Raw genomic sequence first — 16,621 nt, 5'->3', positions numbered from 1 at the left:
AGCCTCTCCGCGATGCGAGAACGGCTCAGCTCTTATGCGGCTCGATCCGGTGTTCGCCTCTGATCCAGCGGACCGTGCCGGATGACGCGCGCATCACCACACTTTCCGTGGTCATGATCGTCGCGCCGGTCGATTTGCGGCGTTTCTTCACGCCTTCAAGCAAAGAGCCAGATGTTACGCCGGTGGCGGCGAAGATGCAGTCGCCTTTGGCCAGGTCATCGAGCGTGTAAATCTTGTTTAGATCGGTGATGCCCCATTTCTTGGCTCGCGCTTTTTCATCGTCATTGCGGAAGACAAGTCGTCCGTTGAACTGCCCGCCAACACAGCGCAAGGCAGCTGCAGCGAGAACACCTTCGGGCGCACCGCCTTGGCCCATGTACATGTCGATCGTTGTGTCCTGATCGGTTACCGCGATCACGCCCGCCACATCGCCATCACCGATAAGATGCACACCGCAGCCAATCGCGCGCAATTCTGCAATCAGATCGGCATGGCGTGGGCGATCAAGCACGCAGACATTGATGTCTGAGGGCTCGCGACCCTTTGCCGCTGCTACTGCCTCGACATTTTCGGTGGGCGATTTGGCCAAATCGATGATGCCTTCCGGAAGGCCGGGGCCGACCGCCAGCTTGTCCATATATACGTCAGGCGCATTGAGTAGATCACCCTCTTCCGCGGCGGCGAGCACCGCCAGCGCATTTGGACCCGCTTTGGCAGTGATGGTTGTGCCCTCAAGCGGATCGAGCGCGATGTCGATCTTCGGCCCCTTACCCATGCCGACCTTCTCACCAATATAGAGCATCGGCGCTTCGTCACGCTCACCTTCGCCAATGACGACGGTGCCATCCATGTAGAGATCGTCAAATGCGCGGCGCATCGCGGCGACAGCAGCGGCGTCCGCCGCTTTCTCATCGCCGCGACCGATCATCTGCGCTGCGGCAACGGCAGCGGCTTCGGTGACGCGGACCATCTCCAGAACCAAGACGCGCTGGATCGCATTTTCGCTATTGGGTTCCTTTGCGGCGAGAACGTCGGTATCGGTGACTTCGTGAGCGGGGGTATTCATGGGGAATTCAGCCTCCAAAAGCTTTGCAGTCTATGCAATAACGCTGACGCGCTTAAGCCGAAGGAGTAAGGCTTGTCGAGCAATGCCGTACCTTCCTTGTGCAAGAGCGCGCTTGCGCTTTTGATATTCAATGCCGCGCCATTGGCGGCTCAGGATGACGCTGGCGTGACGAGTGAACCGGTAGCAGAAGAGGCTGCGCCCGAAGAACCAGAACGCACCATTCTGGACCTAACGGTCACCGTTCCCAAGGATGAACCCGATATCGTTGCGCAGCAGGTCTGCGATGAACGTAACGAAGCGGGCCGGATTACCAACGAAATCCTGGTCTGCCGCGATCTGGGCGAAGCGAGCGACGGCGTCTTCAACAAGGAAGAATGGGAAAAGCGCTACGCCGAAAAGACCAAAGGCAGGGGCACTCCCAACACATTTGGTATTCCCAATCACGGCAATCCAATCGGCTTCGGCAGCGTTCCGCCGCCCGCTTACATCGTAAATTTCGAAGAACTGCCCGATGCACCGCCGGGGTCCGATGCAGACCGCATTGCGCGCGGGCTTCCACCGCTGGGCAAGGACGAAAATCTTACCGAAGAGCAGGAAAAAGCGCGCCGCGAGGCGCTGGGCTTAAAGCCACCGCCAGACCCACTGACCGCCCCGGAATAAAATCAGTTTGCGAGGATCGGCAGCACCAATGGTGCCGCAGTCAGGCTGTCCGAGCCTTCAAGCAGTTCGAGCGCCTTGCTGATGTTCGCTTCTGGCCCTTCATGCGTAACCATCGCCACCAGCACTTCGCCGCCTTCATTCGCGCGGCCTTGCTGGATCAAGCTTTCAATCGACACATCGGCATCGCGCATCGCGGCGGTGATCTCTGCCAGAACGCCGGGACGATCATTCACCGTGAAGCGCAGATAGGTGCGTTCGGTGCGGTGGCCCGGTTCGGCAGGGTCCATCGCCGCCAGCTGTGCGACTGGCATTGAGAATGGCGCACCAACTTCGCCGCGCGCAATGTCAATAAGGTCGGCGACCACGGCGCTGGCTGTTGGGCCGTCGCCAGCACCAGCGCCCTGAAACAGCAGGCGACCGGAGAAATTGCCTTCAGCGACAACAGCATTGGTCGGGCCATCTACCGGCGCGAGCGGGTGGTCTTTTGCGACAAGGCATGGGCGGACGCGCTGGAGTAGATGATCTTTGCCGTTGCCGCCCTTCTCCACATCAACCTGTGCGATCAGGCGGATTACGAAGCCCAGCGCATCGGCCTGAGCAATGTCGGCAGCACGCACTTGCACGATGCCAGTGGTGTGCACCGCTTCAAAATCGACGCGTGCGCCAAAACCGATGGCGGCAAGGATCGCGAGCTTGTGCGCGGCATCAATGCCTTCGATATCGAAAGTGGGATCAGCCTCGGCGTATCCCAGCCGCTGCGCTTCCGCGAGCGTCTCGGCAAAGTCCGCACCGGTCGCTTCCATTTCCGAAAGGATGTAATTGCAGGTGCCGTTGAGGATGCCATAAATCCGGGCGAGCGCATTGGCACTGGTTCCTTCGCGCAGACCCTTCACAACCGGAATACCACCAGCGACGGCGGCCTCGAATTTGAGCGGCGCTTTGCCCGCTTCAGCTTGCTCTGCCAGCTCCAGACCATGATGCGCGATCATCGCCTTGTTCGCGGTCACCAACCCTTTGCCCGCTGACAATGCGGCGCGCGAGCAAGCCAGCGCAGGGCCGTCAGAACCGCCAACCAGCTCGACAACCACGTCAACGTCATCGCGCGCCGAGAGCGCTGTCATGTCGTCTTCCCACGCATAACCGGCAAGATCGATGCCCCGGTCCTTTGTCCGGTCGCGCGCGCTCACGACCACGACTTCGATTGGCCGCCCAGCTCGCGCTGCGATCAAGTCGTGGTTGGTGGCGAGCAGGCGAATGACGCCCGCGCCCACGGTGCCAAGGCCCGCAATGGCAATACGCAGGGGAGCGTTGGACGGCGCAGTTTTGGCAGATTCGGTCACGCAAGTACTCCCGGGCGATGCAATTCAGTCGCGCCGCTTACAAGCGTGGGATGACGGGTCAAGCTTTCCCGGTGATCTTGCGGTCGCACGGGCCCAGCGAATCGATCACCAGACGATAATCCTGCGCCGCCAAACGCCGTGCATCGGGATCGCGCGCAAGGTTCGCGCTGCTCGGCAAATCACGCGGCAACGCGCAGGCCAACCTATACCAGCGTAGGCTAGCCCGCTGGGGCGCGGTGGCCGAAGCGTCGATGATCTCACCCCAAGAAACGCCCCATCGTGCTGGCTGGTTCGGACGGCGAACGATGGTGAATGAGACCGGCGAGCCGGTTTCGGTCGACAAGAAGACTTGCGTCTCCGATCTCGCCGACCAGGTTGCCTCTTACTGCCAGAGCGTCGTTGATCCCTGTGACCACCGGCGGTGCATCATTTGCGACCAAACTGGTCAGGATCGGGCGCAGCCGTTCCTGCAAGGTGGGCGAATACGCGAAATGCGCGGCATCTCCGGCAAGCTGGATCATATCCGACCTGCCCCGCACGCGGTTGCCGAAGATCAGCACTTCGGTTTTCTTGAGTTTGGGGACTTTGCCTTTTTCGTTGAGCGGAACGTCCACCACATAAGCAAGCGATTCGCCAATGGCCCGGGAGCCCGCGATAAGAGCAATCGTGCGCGCCTCTATATAAAGGCGAACGAATCCCGGCTTCACCCCTTGGGCACGCTCTGGCTCCACCTTGATCTGGCGGCGAATCTCTGCCCGCACAACCATCTCGCTGTTGTCCGCAAGGGTCACCAAATCGGCATAAGAAGCCATTTCATGGGGGATCGCCGCAGGAAGGGTTGGCGATCCGGCAACCGGCTGGGCCGATGCCCCGGTCGACCCCGTCATTACCGCCGCAGCGCATGCCATTGAGGTCGCTATCAACCTGATTTCAAATCCTAATTTTGTCTTAACGTGCGCCATAATGCCCATCATGCAAGTCCAAGTGTGCGCGAGTATATCGCAGCTTTTCCAGAAGTTTGCACCACAGCTTGTACCCTGTGAATTGCCGCTGAACCGATAAAGCGTTTGATTGCCCAAAGCATGATCGCTAAAGCCCGAGATCTGCTGTGTGCGTTTTGGAAACAGAGCAAGCATGGGATGAGGGGCCGCGCCGAACGCGAGCTGGAAAACCTGGCAAGGGGATCCGCGCGGCTTGGGAGGACCTATCATTGGGGATTCGTGAAACGGTCAGTTTCGACCGCTAACGATATTTGTGCCGGGTCGCTCCGGCTGAAGTAACGGAGAGATATTCACTGGATGTCGTACGCTGAGCAACAAGGGAAGCTGACAACCGGTAAACTCATCGGACTGATCGGGTCGTTGTTGGTAGTTGGGGGATTGGGGATCGCAATGGTCCTGGGTCTGACTATCAACGCGATTAAAGAACAGATCGATCGGGTTACCACGGTTGACATCGAAGAACCGGAAGAACCGGAAGAAGAGCCCGAGGAGCCACCTCCCGAGCAAGAAACCGTTCCTCCTCCACCCGTGGCCCCGCCGCCACCGGTGAGCCTGAACAACACGCCGGATAGCTTCGAGACGGACGATACTCCGCCTCCGCCAACTCCGCCCGCGCCGACGGCTGCGCCTCCGGGACCACCTCCGGGCCCGCCGTCACCACCGCCACCGCCTCCACCGCCGCCGCCACCTGACCTTTCTCAGGGCGCGACGCCGCTGAACCAGGGCCGTTGGGCAAGCCAGATCTCCAACAACTATCCTTCTGCTGCGCTCCGCCGTGAAGAAGAGGGCACTGTTGGTGTGGCTGTTACGATCGGTGCCAACGGACGCGTGGCAGCATGTTCAGTCACACGTTCGAGTGGATCGAGCCGTCTGGACCGTGCCGCGTGTCAGGGCATGCGTCGTTACGCACGTTTCAACGCGGCAAAAGACCGCAACGGAGCGCCGACAACCGGTCAATATTCGACCAGCATCACTTATCGTTTGAATTAATCGAGATCATACGGCGCACCATCCCGAGAATGGCGCGCCGTGGGGACAATTTTTAAAGAGGACTATTCGCAATGAACCTTCTGTATATCGCAGCTGCCGAAGCCGCAGACGCAGCACCAGAGAACAAGTTCGGCTTTTACGAAGCCATGAAAGAGGGTGGCCCGGTTGCCTGGTCGATCCTCGCCGTCATGGTCATCATGAGCATCGGCTCGTTCTACATCCTGTTCACCAAGCTCATCGAGCAGAACAAGATCATGAAGCAGTACAACGCTGTGAAGACTTCGTTCTGGCGTGCGCCGACCCTTAAAGAAGGTGCGGCCAAGCTCGAGAAAAACAGCGCGTGGAAGCAGATCGCTGACGACGCTGTGAAAGCTCAGGAAGAGCACGGCAAGATGACCGACAGCCTCGAAGCGCACGACTACATGCACGGTTCGCTTCAGCGTTCGGAAGACTCGATCAACTATGCGCTGTCGGGCGGCCTGCCGTTCCTCGCATCGGTTGGTGCAACCGCACCGTTCATCGGCCTTCTCGGTACGGTTATCGGTATCTACCGCGCACTGATCAACATCGGTATCGAAGGTTCGGCTTCGATCGATAAGGTTGCTGGTCCGGTTGGTGAGGCCCTGATCATGACCGCTATCGGTCTGCTCGTGGCTGTGCCTGCTGTGCTTGCGTTTAACTGGCTGCAGTCGCGCAACCGTCGCATCGGTGAACTGATGCACAGCTTCTCGACCGACATTCTTGCTTACATCAGCTCGGAAGGCGCAGTGAAGCCAGCCGTGACCGCTGCTCCGGCTGCCAAGGCCAAGCCGGCCGCTGCTAAGCCTGCAACTCCTGCGAAGAAGTAAGAACCGTTTGAATGCGGGGGTGCGCCAGTCGCATCCCCCGCATCCAACCCGGTCTGGAGAGGACCGGATTTACGGTTCACACAGCGCCAGCGAGATGATCGCAACCACGCTGTGAGGATGACGAAACGCTCTTTGTCGAGCAGATAGGGAATTTGTAATGGCGATTTCGACGGGCGGGGGCGAAACCCCAATGTCCGACATCAACACCACCCCGCTGGTGGATGTGATGCTCGTGCTCCTGATCATCTTCTTGATCGCGGTTCCGGTTGCGATCCAGACGATCGAGAAGCTCAACATCCCGGTGTTTGAATCGATTGAATCGGACAACAAGGTTGAAAACCTGCAATTGACCGTCAGCACCACTGACGCAAGCGGTCGCAGCGCGGGTGAGCCTGGCTTTGAAGGTGCGGCGCGTTCAGGCGAATGCCGTGTCTACTTCAACAACATTGCGCCGGTGACGTCGCAAGAACTGTATGACCAAGCCTTTGGCCGTCTCGAAGCGATTATCGAGCGTGCTGGTGGTGTGGAAGTGCTGCTGGCACCAGGCAATGAAGATCTGATCCCGCAGGTTCACATCCGTGCAGACACCAACGCCCCGTGGCGCTGTGTCGCTGGTACGATCTACAATGTGCAGGCTGCCGGTTATCCGACAGTTGGCTTCATCTCGAACCCGGTCGAACCCGGTATCTAATCCGGTCGGAACCGAGAAAGTAAGGAGACTTATCCATGGGTATGTCAGGAGGCCAACTAGACGGCGAACCGATGCTCGACATGAATATGACGCCGCTGATCGACGTTCTGCTCGTTCTGCTCATCATGTTCATTATCACGATCCCCGTCGCGACCCACTCGGTCGATATTGATCTTCCGTCAGGCGAATCGCCGGACAATCCACCAGACATTGATCCGGTGAAGAACAAGATCATCATCACCGAGACCGACGTCGTTCAGTGGAATGGTGAACCGATCAGCTCCGGTGAACTGGTCACCACGCTGGAGCGTACGAAGAACATGAGCCCCGAGCCAGAGCTTCAGTACGAACCGTTCTCGCAGGCAAGCTATGACACTTCGGCAAAAGTGCTGCAGATCATTAAGGCATCGGGCGTGACCAAGTTTGGCTTCGTCGGCAACGACAAGTACCGGACCTTCGGCAAGGCTGAAGGCGCGAACTAAGCGACCGTTACAACCAAACAATCAAAAGGGCGGGCTTCGGTCCGCCCTTTTTTGTGCTTGCTTCGAACCTGCGACGAAGCGCCTCACGATCAGTGGCAATCGGCACACGGGTACGCGTTAGGCAACTTATTGCTTTTCATATATAATCCACCAAGCGACGGGGGAGACCCCTGCTCCTCCGCGCAAAGCTGGGAGAGAGCTATGCCTCACAAAGTTCAACGCAAGAACCACTACACCCCGCGCGCGAACGCAGCGAAGCGCGACATGAATATGACGCCGTTCATCGATGTTCTGTTGGTGCTGCTCATCATGCTGATCCTCGCAATGCCGGTGAAGATCAATGTGACCGAGGTCGACCTCCCCAACGGCCCGCCGCCGCTTGAAGTTAAAGACACCAATGTTGTCAGCATCGACGCCGCTGATCAGCTGTTCTGGAACGGAAACGCCGTCTCACCGTCTGAATTGCGCACCCAGGTTGCCGCTGCCAATGCTCGCGCCGACAAACCAACGCTGCGCTTCGCCCCGGACGCGCAGGCGAGCTATGACAGCTCGGCCAAAACCATCGCGCTGATGAAGATGGAAGGGACAACCAGCTTGGCCTTCGTCGGGAACGAGCAATATCGCGAATTTGGCTCTTGATGCAGCGGAAGGGCTCAAAGAAGTGGGGGCGGCGCGATGTCCGCCCTCATTTCGACCACGGTGAGCCAATCGCCAAAATCGACACGCGGCCGATGGTGTTCGTGATTTTCTTTATCACGATCTTGGCCTTGCTGGGCGCGAGCCAGACCCGCACCCATGCGGTGGTGATCGATCTACCATCCGGAGAAGATTTCCCCTTTGAAGAGGCGCCGCCCTACATAACGATTAGCGTAACTGAGGGCGGTGGCATCTTTTTTGAGAACGAACGGCTCGAACTCCAAACAGTGGGCGATCGGCTGCGAGCGACCGAACTTGATACTGTACTGCTTAAAGCTGAACCCAACGCGCAGTACGATCTTATCGCAAAACTCCTCGCAGTCATCTCAGGCGCTGGTATTGCCAGCAGCAATATCTGCTTTGACCCAAGCGAACTTTCTGGCCACCGCCAGATCGAAAAAGCGCGCTTTCACAAAGCTCACACCATCATCATAGAACCATCCGAGAGATCAGTGATCATTCCAAAGATGTCTGGCTGTGATCAGTTTGGCTTCGAGTGGGAGCCTCCTGTTTAAGATCATCGATCCTGAACAGGAAGATCCACCCGCATCGCCTCGCTGACAAGCGTTTCCGCCTCGATCAACAGCTCGTCATCCACCGCGCCCTGCGGCACGGACTCGCGCCCGATCATTGTCATCACCGGCACCGCAAGCGGAGATACTCTGTCCAATTCAACATGCACCAACTCGCGCTGTGATCGTTCGAGCAGGTCCGCGAGCCGGCCGACATCGGTCATCCGCGCGCAGGCATCAGCCCATGCGGCTTCGAGCAGAACGTGGTCAGGCTCATACTTCTTCAGCACATCGTAGATCAGGTCGGTCGAGAAGGTGACCTGCTTACCCGTTTTCCGCTTGCCGGGGTGCTGCCGCTCAACCAATCCACTGATAACCGCAACCTCGCGGAATGCGCGGCGCAGCAAGTGACTCTCGGTCACCCATTCTACGAACTCACCGGTCAGAATGTCAGGCGAAAGCAGTGGCTTGGGATCGCTCACCGGCTTCAGGCCCCACACCGCCAGCGTGTAATCATTCGCGACAAAGCCGCCCGGCATCAGCCCGCGATCCTCCATCCGGCGCGTGATCAGCATGCCGAGCGACTGGTTCGCGTTCCACCCTTCGAACGTGTAATAGGCGGTGTAGTGCTTGCCCGCGCGCGGGAAGCTCTCGACCAGCAATTCGCCCGGCTTCGGCAGTCGGCTGCGGTAATCCTGCATCTCCAGCCATTCGCGCACATCATCGGGAAAGCGCCCCCAACCTGCGCGATCATCGAGCATTTCCTGCACGCGCGAGGACAGATGCGTGGTGAGCGGCAGGCGGAGGCCGCCATAGGACGGGATTGTCGCGGATTTCTTCGCCGCGCGCACGATCACATCCATGTCCTTGAGGCTCTCCACCTCAAGGCTCATACCGGCAAAGAAGAACGTATCGCCCGGTGAAAGCTGCGCGGCGAAACGTTCCTCAACCTTCCCAAGTTGTCGGCCATTCTTAAACCGCACGGTCAGCATCTCACTGTCGACGATGATGCCCGCATTCATCCGGTGGCGCTGCGCCTGATTGGGATGAGCGAGCCGCCAGACACCCGTCTTGTCGCGGACGATCCGCTTGAATTTGTCGTAAGCGCGCAAGGCGTATCCGCCGTTCTCGACAAAGCCGAGCACGCGCTGGAATTGCTCTTTGTCGAGCCATGCATAGGCCACGCTCGCACGGATCTCGTCGAGCAATTCGTCCTCTTGAAACGGCCCCGCACAAGCACACGCCATCACATGCTGGGCGAGCACATCGAGGCCCCCGGCGCGGAAGTCCTCGCCATCGCGCTGACCCTCATCCACGGCATCTTTCGCCGCCATGGCTTCAAGAAATTCAAAGCGATTGCCCGGCACCAACACTGCCCGACTTGCCGTATCCAGCCGGTGCCCTGCACGCCCGATGCGCTGCAGCAAACGCGAGGAACCCTTGGGCGCGCCCATCTGCACGACCAGATCGATATCGCCCCAATCAACACCCAGATCGAGGCTCGCGGTGCACACCAGCGCACGCAGCTCTCCCGCCGCCATCGCATCTTCGACCTTGCGCCGCGCCTCTTTCGAAAGGCTCCCGTGGTGGACGCCGATGGGCAGATTGTCCTCATTCACATCCCACAGGCACAGGAAAATAAACTCGGCGAGGAAACGCGTGTTGGTGAAGACGAGCGTGGTGCGATTGTCCTTGATCGCCTCGTAAAGCTGATCGACCGCCCAGCGACCGGCGTGCCCGCCCCACGGCACGCGCTCTTCGACGGGAAGCAGGATGTCGACTTCCGGCTCAGCCCCTTTTTCGCCGAGCACCAAATCGGCGGCGCGGATTTCGCCGATGTCGTCGACGGGTTGGGAGGAGAGCCATTCCTGAAAGCTGAGCGGATTGGCCAGCGTCGCCGACAGAGCCACACGCTGCATATCGGGCGCGAGCGTTTGGAGGCGTGAGAGCGCGAGCGCCAGCAGATCGCCGCGCTTACCAGTTGCGAAGGCATGGACTTCGTCGATCACCACCCGCTTGAGCGTGCGGAACAGGTCGAGGCTTTCGGGATAGGACAGCAGCAGCGAGAGGCTTTCCGGCGTAGTCAGCATCACATGTGGCGGCTTGGTCCGTTGGCGCTTTTTGCGGTCCGAAGAGGTATCGCCGCTGCGCGTCTCAACCTCGATCGGCAGGCCGATTTCTTCGATCGGCGTCAGCAGGTTTCGCTTCACATCATGCGCGAGCGCCTTCAATGGCGAGACGTAGAGAGTGTGCAGTCCCTCAGGCGGCGGCGCATCGCCCAACACCGAGGGCGAAAAATCGCACAGGGTCGGCAGGAAGCCCGCCAGCGTCTTACCCGCGCCTGTATCCGCGACCAGCAGCGCATCGCGCCCTGCGCGCGCCATTGCCAGCATATCGCTTTGATGCCGCCGCACACGCCATCCGCGCCCGTCAAACCAACCCGCGATCTCCGGCGGGATGTGTTTGGGATCTTCGGTTGTGGGTGAAGCTGGCATTGCACGAACTCCAATGGAGCCCATCCACGCCAGCTTCAAGCCGGATTACTCAGCGGCTTCTTCCGCGCCCCAGACGTCACCGTTCTCCAGTTCTTCGATGGTGCGCCCGCTAAGTTCAGACACGCGCGCCTTTTGTGCGTCTGTCAAATCGGCAAATGTGCGAACTGCGGGAAGGTCAGCCGTGGCATCTTCCATCACCTTTTGCATGTCACCAACTTTGCCCATGATCTGGGGGGCCGCCTCAAAAGCCGCGGAAAGAATGCGTGGATCTGCCGCCATCTTATAGGATCTCGCGAGCAAACTTGCTGCCAACGGCCGTGGTGAAGAAGGCGTCAAGCTCGCCCAGTTCATTAGCCTCAAAATTGATTGCAAAAAGCTCTGCCATGGCCTTGCGCATCGTTGGCTCCATAATGGTCGCCACTTCTGCCATCACTTCCGGAAGCGCATTCATTTGACGCTCACTGCGCTCTTTGAAAACCGGGTCCATGATTGCGGCCAATTCGGCAACCTGCTCTTCACTTAGGTCAATCAGATCAAACTGACTAACGCCCAAGGTCTTGGTCAAAGTGGAGTTCGCTGGCGATGGCGCCATCTCCATGATTGGGTTCATAAAACCGCCCATCATGTCCTTCATAATGTCTGCCATCGCGCCATCGGGCAGGATTTTGAGAGCAACGCTTTCAGCGGCTGGAAGGCGTGCCGTCTCCGCTTCGGTCAGCGGCTCCACCTTGAAAAGCTCCCCGAAAAGCGCGCCCATGCCCGCCATCATGCCCGCACCACCCGGGTCGCCGAACACATCAGTCGCTCCGGCGTCATCTTCGCCCTCTTCGATCATGATAGCTTCGTCAGCGGCATCGTCTTGTGCCGCCAGCGGGGCAGCGATCACGGCCAGCGACATCGGCGCGGCAAGCAAGAAGCGTTTCATCATAGTCTTTCTCCGCGAGGCAAAGCGCCTCTCAATCTAGTTTCGGCTCTATCGTATCAGACGGCTTGCTCCGTCATGAATCGGCAGAGTTAATGTGCCACACTTTCACCACGTTCTAGTCCTGACAGGGCCAGCTGCTCGTCAATCGAAGCGAGCAGACGTTCCAAGCCTTCCTCGGTCTCGCTTTCGGCACGGGCGACAAGGACGTCTTGCGTATTCGATGCGCGCAGCAGCCACCAGCCGTCTTTGGTATTTACCCGCACGCCATCAGTGTCGTTGACCTGCTCAACGTCAGGGCCGGGGTTGGTGGTGAGGCGCTCGGTAACTTCATCGATCGCGGCAAACTTACGGCTTTCGTCCACCTGGAAACGCATTTCCGGCGTGTTGAGCATATCAGGCATCGCGCTGCGCAATTCGGTGACCGATTTGCCTAGACGCGCGGAGGCCGCGAGCAGGCGAATGCCAGCGTAAAGCGCATCGTCAAAGCCGTAATAGGTGTCTGCAAAAAACACGTGACCGCTCATCTCACCTGCGAGCGGCGAACCCGTTTCCTTCATTTTGGACTTAATGAGCGAGTGACCCGTCTTCCACATCAGCGGCGCGCCGCCATGCTCGGTTACGTGATCAAACAGAGCGCGGCTCGCCTTCACATCGGCGATAACCGTCGCGCCTTGATGTGTTTTCAGGACATCCTCGGCATAGATCATCAAAAGCTGATCGCCCCAGATCACCCGGCCTTCGCCATCAATCGCGCCGATCCGGTCGCCATCGCCATCAAAAGCCACTCCAAAATCGAGCGACTTCTCGGCGACGAGTTTTCTCAGATCAGTCAGGTTGGCTTCGACTGTTGGATCAGGATGGTGGTTTGGGAAATGCCCGTCGACTTCAGTGAAAAGCAGGTGATGTTCGCCCGGCAGCTTCGCGGCGAGCGCTTCGAGAGCGGGGCCGGCGGCACCATTGCCAGCATCCCAGCCGACCTTGAGACCGGCGAGGGCTCCTGCGTCGATCCCGGCCAGACCTTCGAGCATGCGCTCGACATACTCGCCCATGATGTCATACTCGGAGACGTCTCCGGTCCCGTCGAGCCAGTCCCCGGCGGCGCCGATTTCCCCGAGCTTCTGGATGTCGGCGCCGAAGAACGGACGCCCCTGAAATACCATTTTGAAGCCGTTGTAATTGGGGGGATTGTGGCTGCCAGTTATCTGAATGCCGCCATCCACCTCTTCGTTTGAGGCTTCGGCGTAATACAGCATCGGGGTCGCGCCGAGGCCAATGCGCACCACATCACACCCGCTTGAGGTAAGCCCTTCGACAAGCGCATGCTCCAGCATCGGCGAACTGACGCGGCCGTCATAACCAACCGCTACGGTTGCGCCTTCGCCATCCTTGGCGCGGCGCAGCAGCGTCCCGAACCCGCGGCCGATCGCACGCGCGTCATCCGGCCCCAAAGTCTCGCCGATGATCCCGCGAATATCGTACTCGCGCAAAACGGTCGGGTGGAATTGATGCGTCATCACTGTGTCCTGTTATCGATTTTCTTATGCAGCTTTGCCTGTCTAAAGCCGCACATGACCTAAGATTGTGTCAATCCTGCGATCCGTCATCACCATCACCATTCGGTTCGGGTAGCTCGGCGAGCAGCAGGTCTCGTGCGGCGTTGGCGTCATGCACCTTGGCGCTGCTGCCGCCGCGATCGGGGTGAACTTTCGCCATAAGCTTTTTATGCGCCGCTTTAATTTGCTCGGCAGTCGCGCGCTCATCAACGCCCAACAATTTGCGCGCATTATATAGCCCCTGTTGGCGGGTCGAGCGCGTGCTGAGCGCCTCCCACGGCCACTGGCCAAAGGCCCAGCGCCACAGCGCACACACAGAAATCAGGACCAGTAGAAGTTTGATCGCCATGGGTTAGGCCGCCTCTGAGTTGGGGGAGCGCTTTGAGAACCCTGGCAGATTCAGCGCCTGTAGCAAGGAACGCAATTCCTGCCTCGCAATGAGGTGGCTGGTGCCGAGCTCACCGAGATGCCCCTTATCCAGAAGCGTAAGGCCAGAAGGAAACAGCTCGCGATAGATCACACGTTCGGAAAGGCCGTGAGTGACACGAAAGCCGACGCGCTTGGCCATTTCCTTAAGCGCCTTCTCAATACGCGCCTGGTTGCGGGCTTCGACATGTCCCGTACGGTTGCGCACCACGATCCAGTCCATTTCAGGACGCTTGTTTTCAACGGTCGCACGGCTGCGCTTCATCCGCGCTTCCCAGATCAGCTCTGCAAAGAAGGACAGCTTCTTCACTTTGAACGTCTCGCCATCAACCTGGCCGATCAGATCGAAATCGACGAAACTGTCGTTCAGCGGTGTGACGAGTGTGTCGGCATTTTCAACCGCAGCACGAGCGAACGGATCATCGCGCCCCGGATTGTCGATGATGACAAAGTCGGCATCTTTCTCGAGCCGTTCGAGCGCGAGAAGGAAGGCGTGATCGCTGCGCCCTTTGAACACCTCACAAGCTGGCGTTGGCAGGCTCAATCCGCGTTTCTCCATCGTCGTCACGCGGTTCTCGATATAACGGAAACTGGTGCGTTGGCGCGGGTCGAGATCAAGCATCGTCACCCGCGCGCCAAGATAGGACAGCGCCACCGCAATATGCACCGCCGTGGTCGATTTGCCGGTGCCGCCCTTCTCGTTCGCAAGCACAATCCGGTGCGCCCCATGAGGCATGGCGGTTTGTGCATGATCGGAAGTGGTATCGGTCACAAAACAACCTTTTTGGCAGGATGAAAGCATGGCTTGGCCGCGCTGCATCGGCACGGTAAGCGAACTGGGCACTCAGATAAATAGGGGAACAGCCGCGTGCAAACGGCAAACACGCTCGAAATGTTGAGAAATGCGGTCGCTGCGCTGCGGGAGGACGGTGCCACTGTCGGATTGGTGCCAACCATGGGTGCCTTGCACGAGGGGCACCTGACTCTGGTGCGCCGTGCGAAAGAGCATTGCGATCACGTTGTCGCATCAATCTTCGTCAATCCGACCCAGTTCGGTCCCAACGAGGACCTCAATGCCTACCCTCGCCAACTGGCCGAGGATTCTGCGATGCTGGAAGCCGAAGGATGTGCGTTGCTTTGGGCGCCGACGGTCGATGCGATGTACCCGCAAGGCTTCGTCAGCAACATCTCCGTCAGCAAAGTGAGCGAGGGGTTTTGCGGCGCGGATCGGCCCGGCCATTTTGATGGTGTGGCGACGGTCGTGTGCAAGCTTTTCAATCAGGTGATGCCGGACAAAGCGTTCTTTGGCGAAAAGGACTTCCAACAGCTCGCCGTCATCCGCGCCATGGCCTGCGATCTGGACCTTACCCGACCTTATGTGGGCAATATCATCGGTGTGCCCACCGTGCGCGAAGCAGATGGTTTGGCGATGTCGAGCCGTAACCGTTACTTAAGCGATGAAGAACGCGCAGCCGCCGTCACTCTGCCCAATTCGCTAAAGACTGCAATCGAGGCGGTCGAAGGCGGTCAACCGATTGCGGAGGCACTCGAATCTGCAAGAGCGTCGCTTACTGCAGCAGGCTTCATTGTCGACTACGTAGACATCGTCGACGCCGCCTCGCTTGAGCCTATCAGTGCCCTGAACAACCACCCTGCCCGCATTCTGGCCGCGGCAAAGCTTGGCAAAACGCGCCTAATCGACAACATGGGCCTTTCGGCGCGATAGGCGCATAGGGATTTCTGACGATGTTGAAGCACTTTTGGGGCTCGCTCCTGTTTACGGCCGTCTGCCTTGCATTGGGCGGATGGTATGGCTGGGAGCTGCACGGCACGATTGACGGGATGCTCGGCATTCTGTGGATTTGCGTTGTGCTGGCGATCCTCGAAGTTTCACTTTCGTTCGACAATGCCGCGGTCAACGCCTCGATCCTCAAAGACATGACCCCAGAATGGCAACAACGCTTCCTGACTTGGGGCATCGCCATTGCCGTATTCGGGATGCGGATCGTCTTCCCGATTGTTATCGTCATGGTTGCCGCCTCGCTCGGACCGATTGATGCGGTTAGTCTCGCTCTGAGCGACCCCGCAGAATACCAACGCATTGTAAGCGACGCGCATATCGGCCTGATGGGTTTTGGCGGCGCGTTTCTCGGCATGGTCGGCCTCAAGTTCTTCTTCGATTCCGACAAGGACTTGAACTGGATCGACGCCATCGAGCGCCCGCTGGCGAAGGTTGCCAATATTGAAGCGATCTCCATCGGGCTGGTTCTGATCGCGACTTGGGCCACCTCAAGCATGCTCGCGGCGGATGATGCGCTTACCTTCATCACCGCGGCCATCGGCGGTGTGCTGACCTATCTCGCAGTCGAGATTGTCAATCACGTGCTTGAACCGCCCACGCCATCCAGCGGCGATGTCGCGAAGGCGGGATTTGGCGCGTTCCTCTATCTCGAAGTGCTCGATGCAAGCTTCTCTTTCGACGGAGTGATCGGTGCCTTCGCTCTCACCAACAACCTGATCATCATCGCCATCGGGCTCGGCATCGGCGCGATGTTTGTGCGCTCGATGACGATCTTCCTCGTGCGCAAGGGCACCATGTCCGAGTATCGCTATCTCGAGCACGGCGCATTCTACGCCATTCTGGCTCTGTCTGTGATCATGTACATCAACACCTTCGCTCACATTCCGGAGGTAATCACCGGACTGATCGGAGCGGTTTTGATCGGGCTTGCCTTCTGGGCCTCGGTCCGCGCGAACCGGCGTGAAAATGGTGAGACGGCGAGCGGCGTAGGTGACGAAACCATCGCTTGACGAATTGGCGGCATTGGTGGCAATGGCGCTGCTTCCAGAGCGGGCGGGTATAGCATAGTGGTAATGCTCCAGCCTTCCAAGCTGGCTAGGGGGTTCGATTCCCCCTACCCGCTCCAAGCACTTCC

18 protein-coding genes and 1 tRNA gene are annotated in these 16,621 nt (G+C 58.9%); 10 read left to right on the top strand and 9 right to left on the bottom strand.

Features of this window, described 5'->3' with window-relative positions:
• Nucleotides 1-25: 25 nt before the first annotated feature.
• Nucleotides 26-1,066, bottom strand: coding sequence for a class II fructose-bisphosphatase (gene glpX / locus AC0V6K_RS07495; RefSeq protein ID WP_486172597.1), 1,041 nt, complete (start codon nucleotides 1,064-1,066; stop codon nucleotides 26-28).
• Nucleotides 1,067-1,138: 72 nt separating this feature from the next.
• On the opposite strand from glpX, the gene AC0V6K_RS07490 reads away from it, so the two are divergent.
• Nucleotides 1,139-1,726, top strand: a complete 588-nt coding sequence (locus tag AC0V6K_RS07490) for a hypothetical protein (protein WP_486172596.1) — start codon at nucleotides 1,139-1,141, stop codon at nucleotides 1,724-1,726.
• 2 nt (nucleotides 1,727-1,728) lie between these two features.
• Here the strand turns inward: AC0V6K_RS07490 and AC0V6K_RS07485 are convergent, their stop codons facing one another.
• Both AC0V6K_RS07485 and AC0V6K_RS07480 read right to left on the bottom strand, forming a co-directional pair.
• Nucleotides 1,729-3,066 (bottom strand): homoserine dehydrogenase, encoded by a 1,338-nt coding sequence (locus tag AC0V6K_RS07485; protein WP_472620907.1) that lies wholly within the window; start codon nucleotides 3,064-3,066, stop codon nucleotides 1,729-1,731.
• Between the two features lie 257 nt (nucleotides 3,067-3,323).
• Nucleotides 3,324-3,953 carry a hypothetical protein gene (locus AC0V6K_RS07480; RefSeq protein WP_472620903.1) on the bottom strand — a complete coding sequence of 210 codons (630 nt, stop codon included), beginning with the start codon at nucleotides 3,951-3,953 and terminating at the stop codon, nucleotides 3,324-3,326.
• 411 nt (nucleotides 3,954-4,364) lie between these two features.
• Between AC0V6K_RS07480 and AC0V6K_RS07475 the strand changes: the two genes are divergently transcribed.
• The 6 genes from AC0V6K_RS07475 to AC0V6K_RS07450 all read left to right on the top strand — a co-directional run bounded on the left by AC0V6K_RS07475 (nucleotide 4,365) and on the right by AC0V6K_RS07450 (nucleotide 8,289).
• On the top strand, nucleotides 4,365-5,057 hold the full coding sequence (locus AC0V6K_RS07475; RefSeq protein ID WP_472620901.1) for an energy transducer TonB: 693 nt from the start codon (nucleotides 4,365-4,367) through the stop codon (nucleotides 5,055-5,057).
• Between the two features lie 71 nt (nucleotides 5,058-5,128).
• Nucleotides 5,129-5,905: a MotA/TolQ/ExbB proton channel family protein gene (locus AC0V6K_RS07470; protein WP_472620899.1), complete on the top strand. Its 777-nt coding sequence runs from the start codon at nucleotides 5,129-5,131 to the stop codon at nucleotides 5,903-5,905.
• 157 nt (nucleotides 5,906-6,062) lie between these two features.
• Nucleotides 6,063-6,596: an ExbD/TolR family protein gene (locus AC0V6K_RS07465; protein ID WP_472620897.1), complete on the top strand. Its 534-nt coding sequence runs from the start codon at nucleotides 6,063-6,065 to the stop codon at nucleotides 6,594-6,596.
• A gap of 35 nt (nucleotides 6,597-6,631) precedes the next feature.
• Nucleotides 6,632-7,078: an ExbD/TolR family protein gene (locus AC0V6K_RS07460; RefSeq protein WP_472620895.1), complete on the top strand. Its 447-nt coding sequence runs from the start codon at nucleotides 6,632-6,634 to the stop codon at nucleotides 7,076-7,078.
• Nucleotides 7,079-7,279: 201 nt separating this feature from the next.
• Nucleotides 7,280-7,717, top strand: a complete 438-nt coding sequence (locus AC0V6K_RS07455) for an ExbD/TolR family protein (RefSeq protein WP_472620893.1) — start codon at nucleotides 7,280-7,282, stop codon at nucleotides 7,715-7,717.
• Nucleotides 7,717-8,289, top strand: coding sequence for an ExbD/TolR family protein (locus AC0V6K_RS07450; protein WP_486172595.1), 573 nt, complete (start codon nucleotides 7,717-7,719; stop codon nucleotides 8,287-8,289). Before AC0V6K_RS07455 ends, AC0V6K_RS07450 begins: the two co-directional genes overlap by 1 nt.
• 2 nt (nucleotides 8,290-8,291) lie before the next feature.
• Here the strand turns inward: AC0V6K_RS07450 and AC0V6K_RS07445 are convergent, their stop codons facing one another.
• The 6 genes from AC0V6K_RS07445 to AC0V6K_RS07420 form a co-directional block, all read right to left on the bottom strand.
• The gene (locus tag AC0V6K_RS07445; protein ID WP_472620889.1) at nucleotides 8,292-10,781 is read right to left on the bottom strand and encodes a ligase-associated DNA damage response DEXH box helicase; all 2,490 of its coding nucleotides are present in this window, start codon (nucleotides 10,779-10,781) and stop codon (nucleotides 8,292-8,294) included.
• Nucleotides 10,782-10,826: 45 nt separating this feature from the next.
• The gene (locus AC0V6K_RS07440) at nucleotides 10,827-11,060 is read right to left on the bottom strand and encodes a hypothetical protein (protein WP_472620887.1); all 234 of its coding nucleotides are present in this window, start codon (nucleotides 11,058-11,060) and stop codon (nucleotides 10,827-10,829) included.
• 1 nt (nucleotide 11,061) lies between these two features.
• Nucleotides 11,062-11,706 carry a hypothetical protein gene (locus AC0V6K_RS07435; protein ID WP_486172594.1) on the bottom strand — a complete coding sequence of 215 codons (645 nt, stop codon included), beginning with the start codon at nucleotides 11,704-11,706 and terminating at the stop codon, nucleotides 11,062-11,064.
• 89 nt (nucleotides 11,707-11,795) lie between these two features.
• Nucleotides 11,796-13,220, bottom strand: a complete 1,425-nt coding sequence (gene pgmG, locus AC0V6K_RS07430) for a phosphoglucomutase/phosphomannomutase PgmG (RefSeq protein ID WP_472620883.1) — start codon at nucleotides 13,218-13,220, stop codon at nucleotides 11,796-11,798.
• 70 nt (nucleotides 13,221-13,290) lie between these two features.
• Nucleotides 13,291-13,608, bottom strand: a complete 318-nt coding sequence (locus AC0V6K_RS07425; protein WP_472620881.1) for a J domain-containing protein — start codon at nucleotides 13,606-13,608, stop codon at nucleotides 13,291-13,293.
• A 3-nt stretch (nucleotides 13,609-13,611) separates the two neighbouring features.
• Complete coding sequence (locus AC0V6K_RS07420; RefSeq protein WP_472626066.1) at nucleotides 13,612-14,421, bottom strand: division plane positioning ATPase MipZ; 810 nt, start codon at nucleotides 14,419-14,421, stop codon at nucleotides 13,612-13,614.
• A 132-nt stretch (nucleotides 14,422-14,553) separates the two neighbouring features.
• Here AC0V6K_RS07420 and panC point away from each other — a divergent pair, with 132 nt between their 5' ends.
• The 3 genes from panC to AC0V6K_RS07405 all read left to right on the top strand — a co-directional run bounded on the left by panC (nucleotide 14,554) and on the right by AC0V6K_RS07405 (nucleotide 16,612).
• A complete protein-coding gene (gene panC / locus AC0V6K_RS07415) occupies nucleotides 14,554-15,411 on the top strand; it encodes a pantoate--beta-alanine ligase (RefSeq protein ID WP_472620879.1) in 858 nt (285 codons plus the stop codon).
• A 20-nt stretch (nucleotides 15,412-15,431) separates the two neighbouring features.
• Complete coding sequence (locus AC0V6K_RS07410) at nucleotides 15,432-16,496, top strand: DUF475 domain-containing protein (RefSeq protein ID WP_472620877.1); 1,065 nt, start codon at nucleotides 15,432-15,434, stop codon at nucleotides 16,494-16,496.
• A 43-nt stretch (nucleotides 16,497-16,539) separates the two neighbouring features.
• Nucleotides 16,540-16,612 (top strand) — tRNA-Gly (locus tag AC0V6K_RS07405).
• Nucleotides 16,613-16,621 lie beyond the last annotated feature (9 nt).

Source organism: Erythrobacter sp. S43 (genome assembly GCF_057364955.1).
The sequence above is the reverse complement of the archived record's forward strand: the minus strand, read 5'-3'. Positions and strand labels throughout refer to the sequence as shown.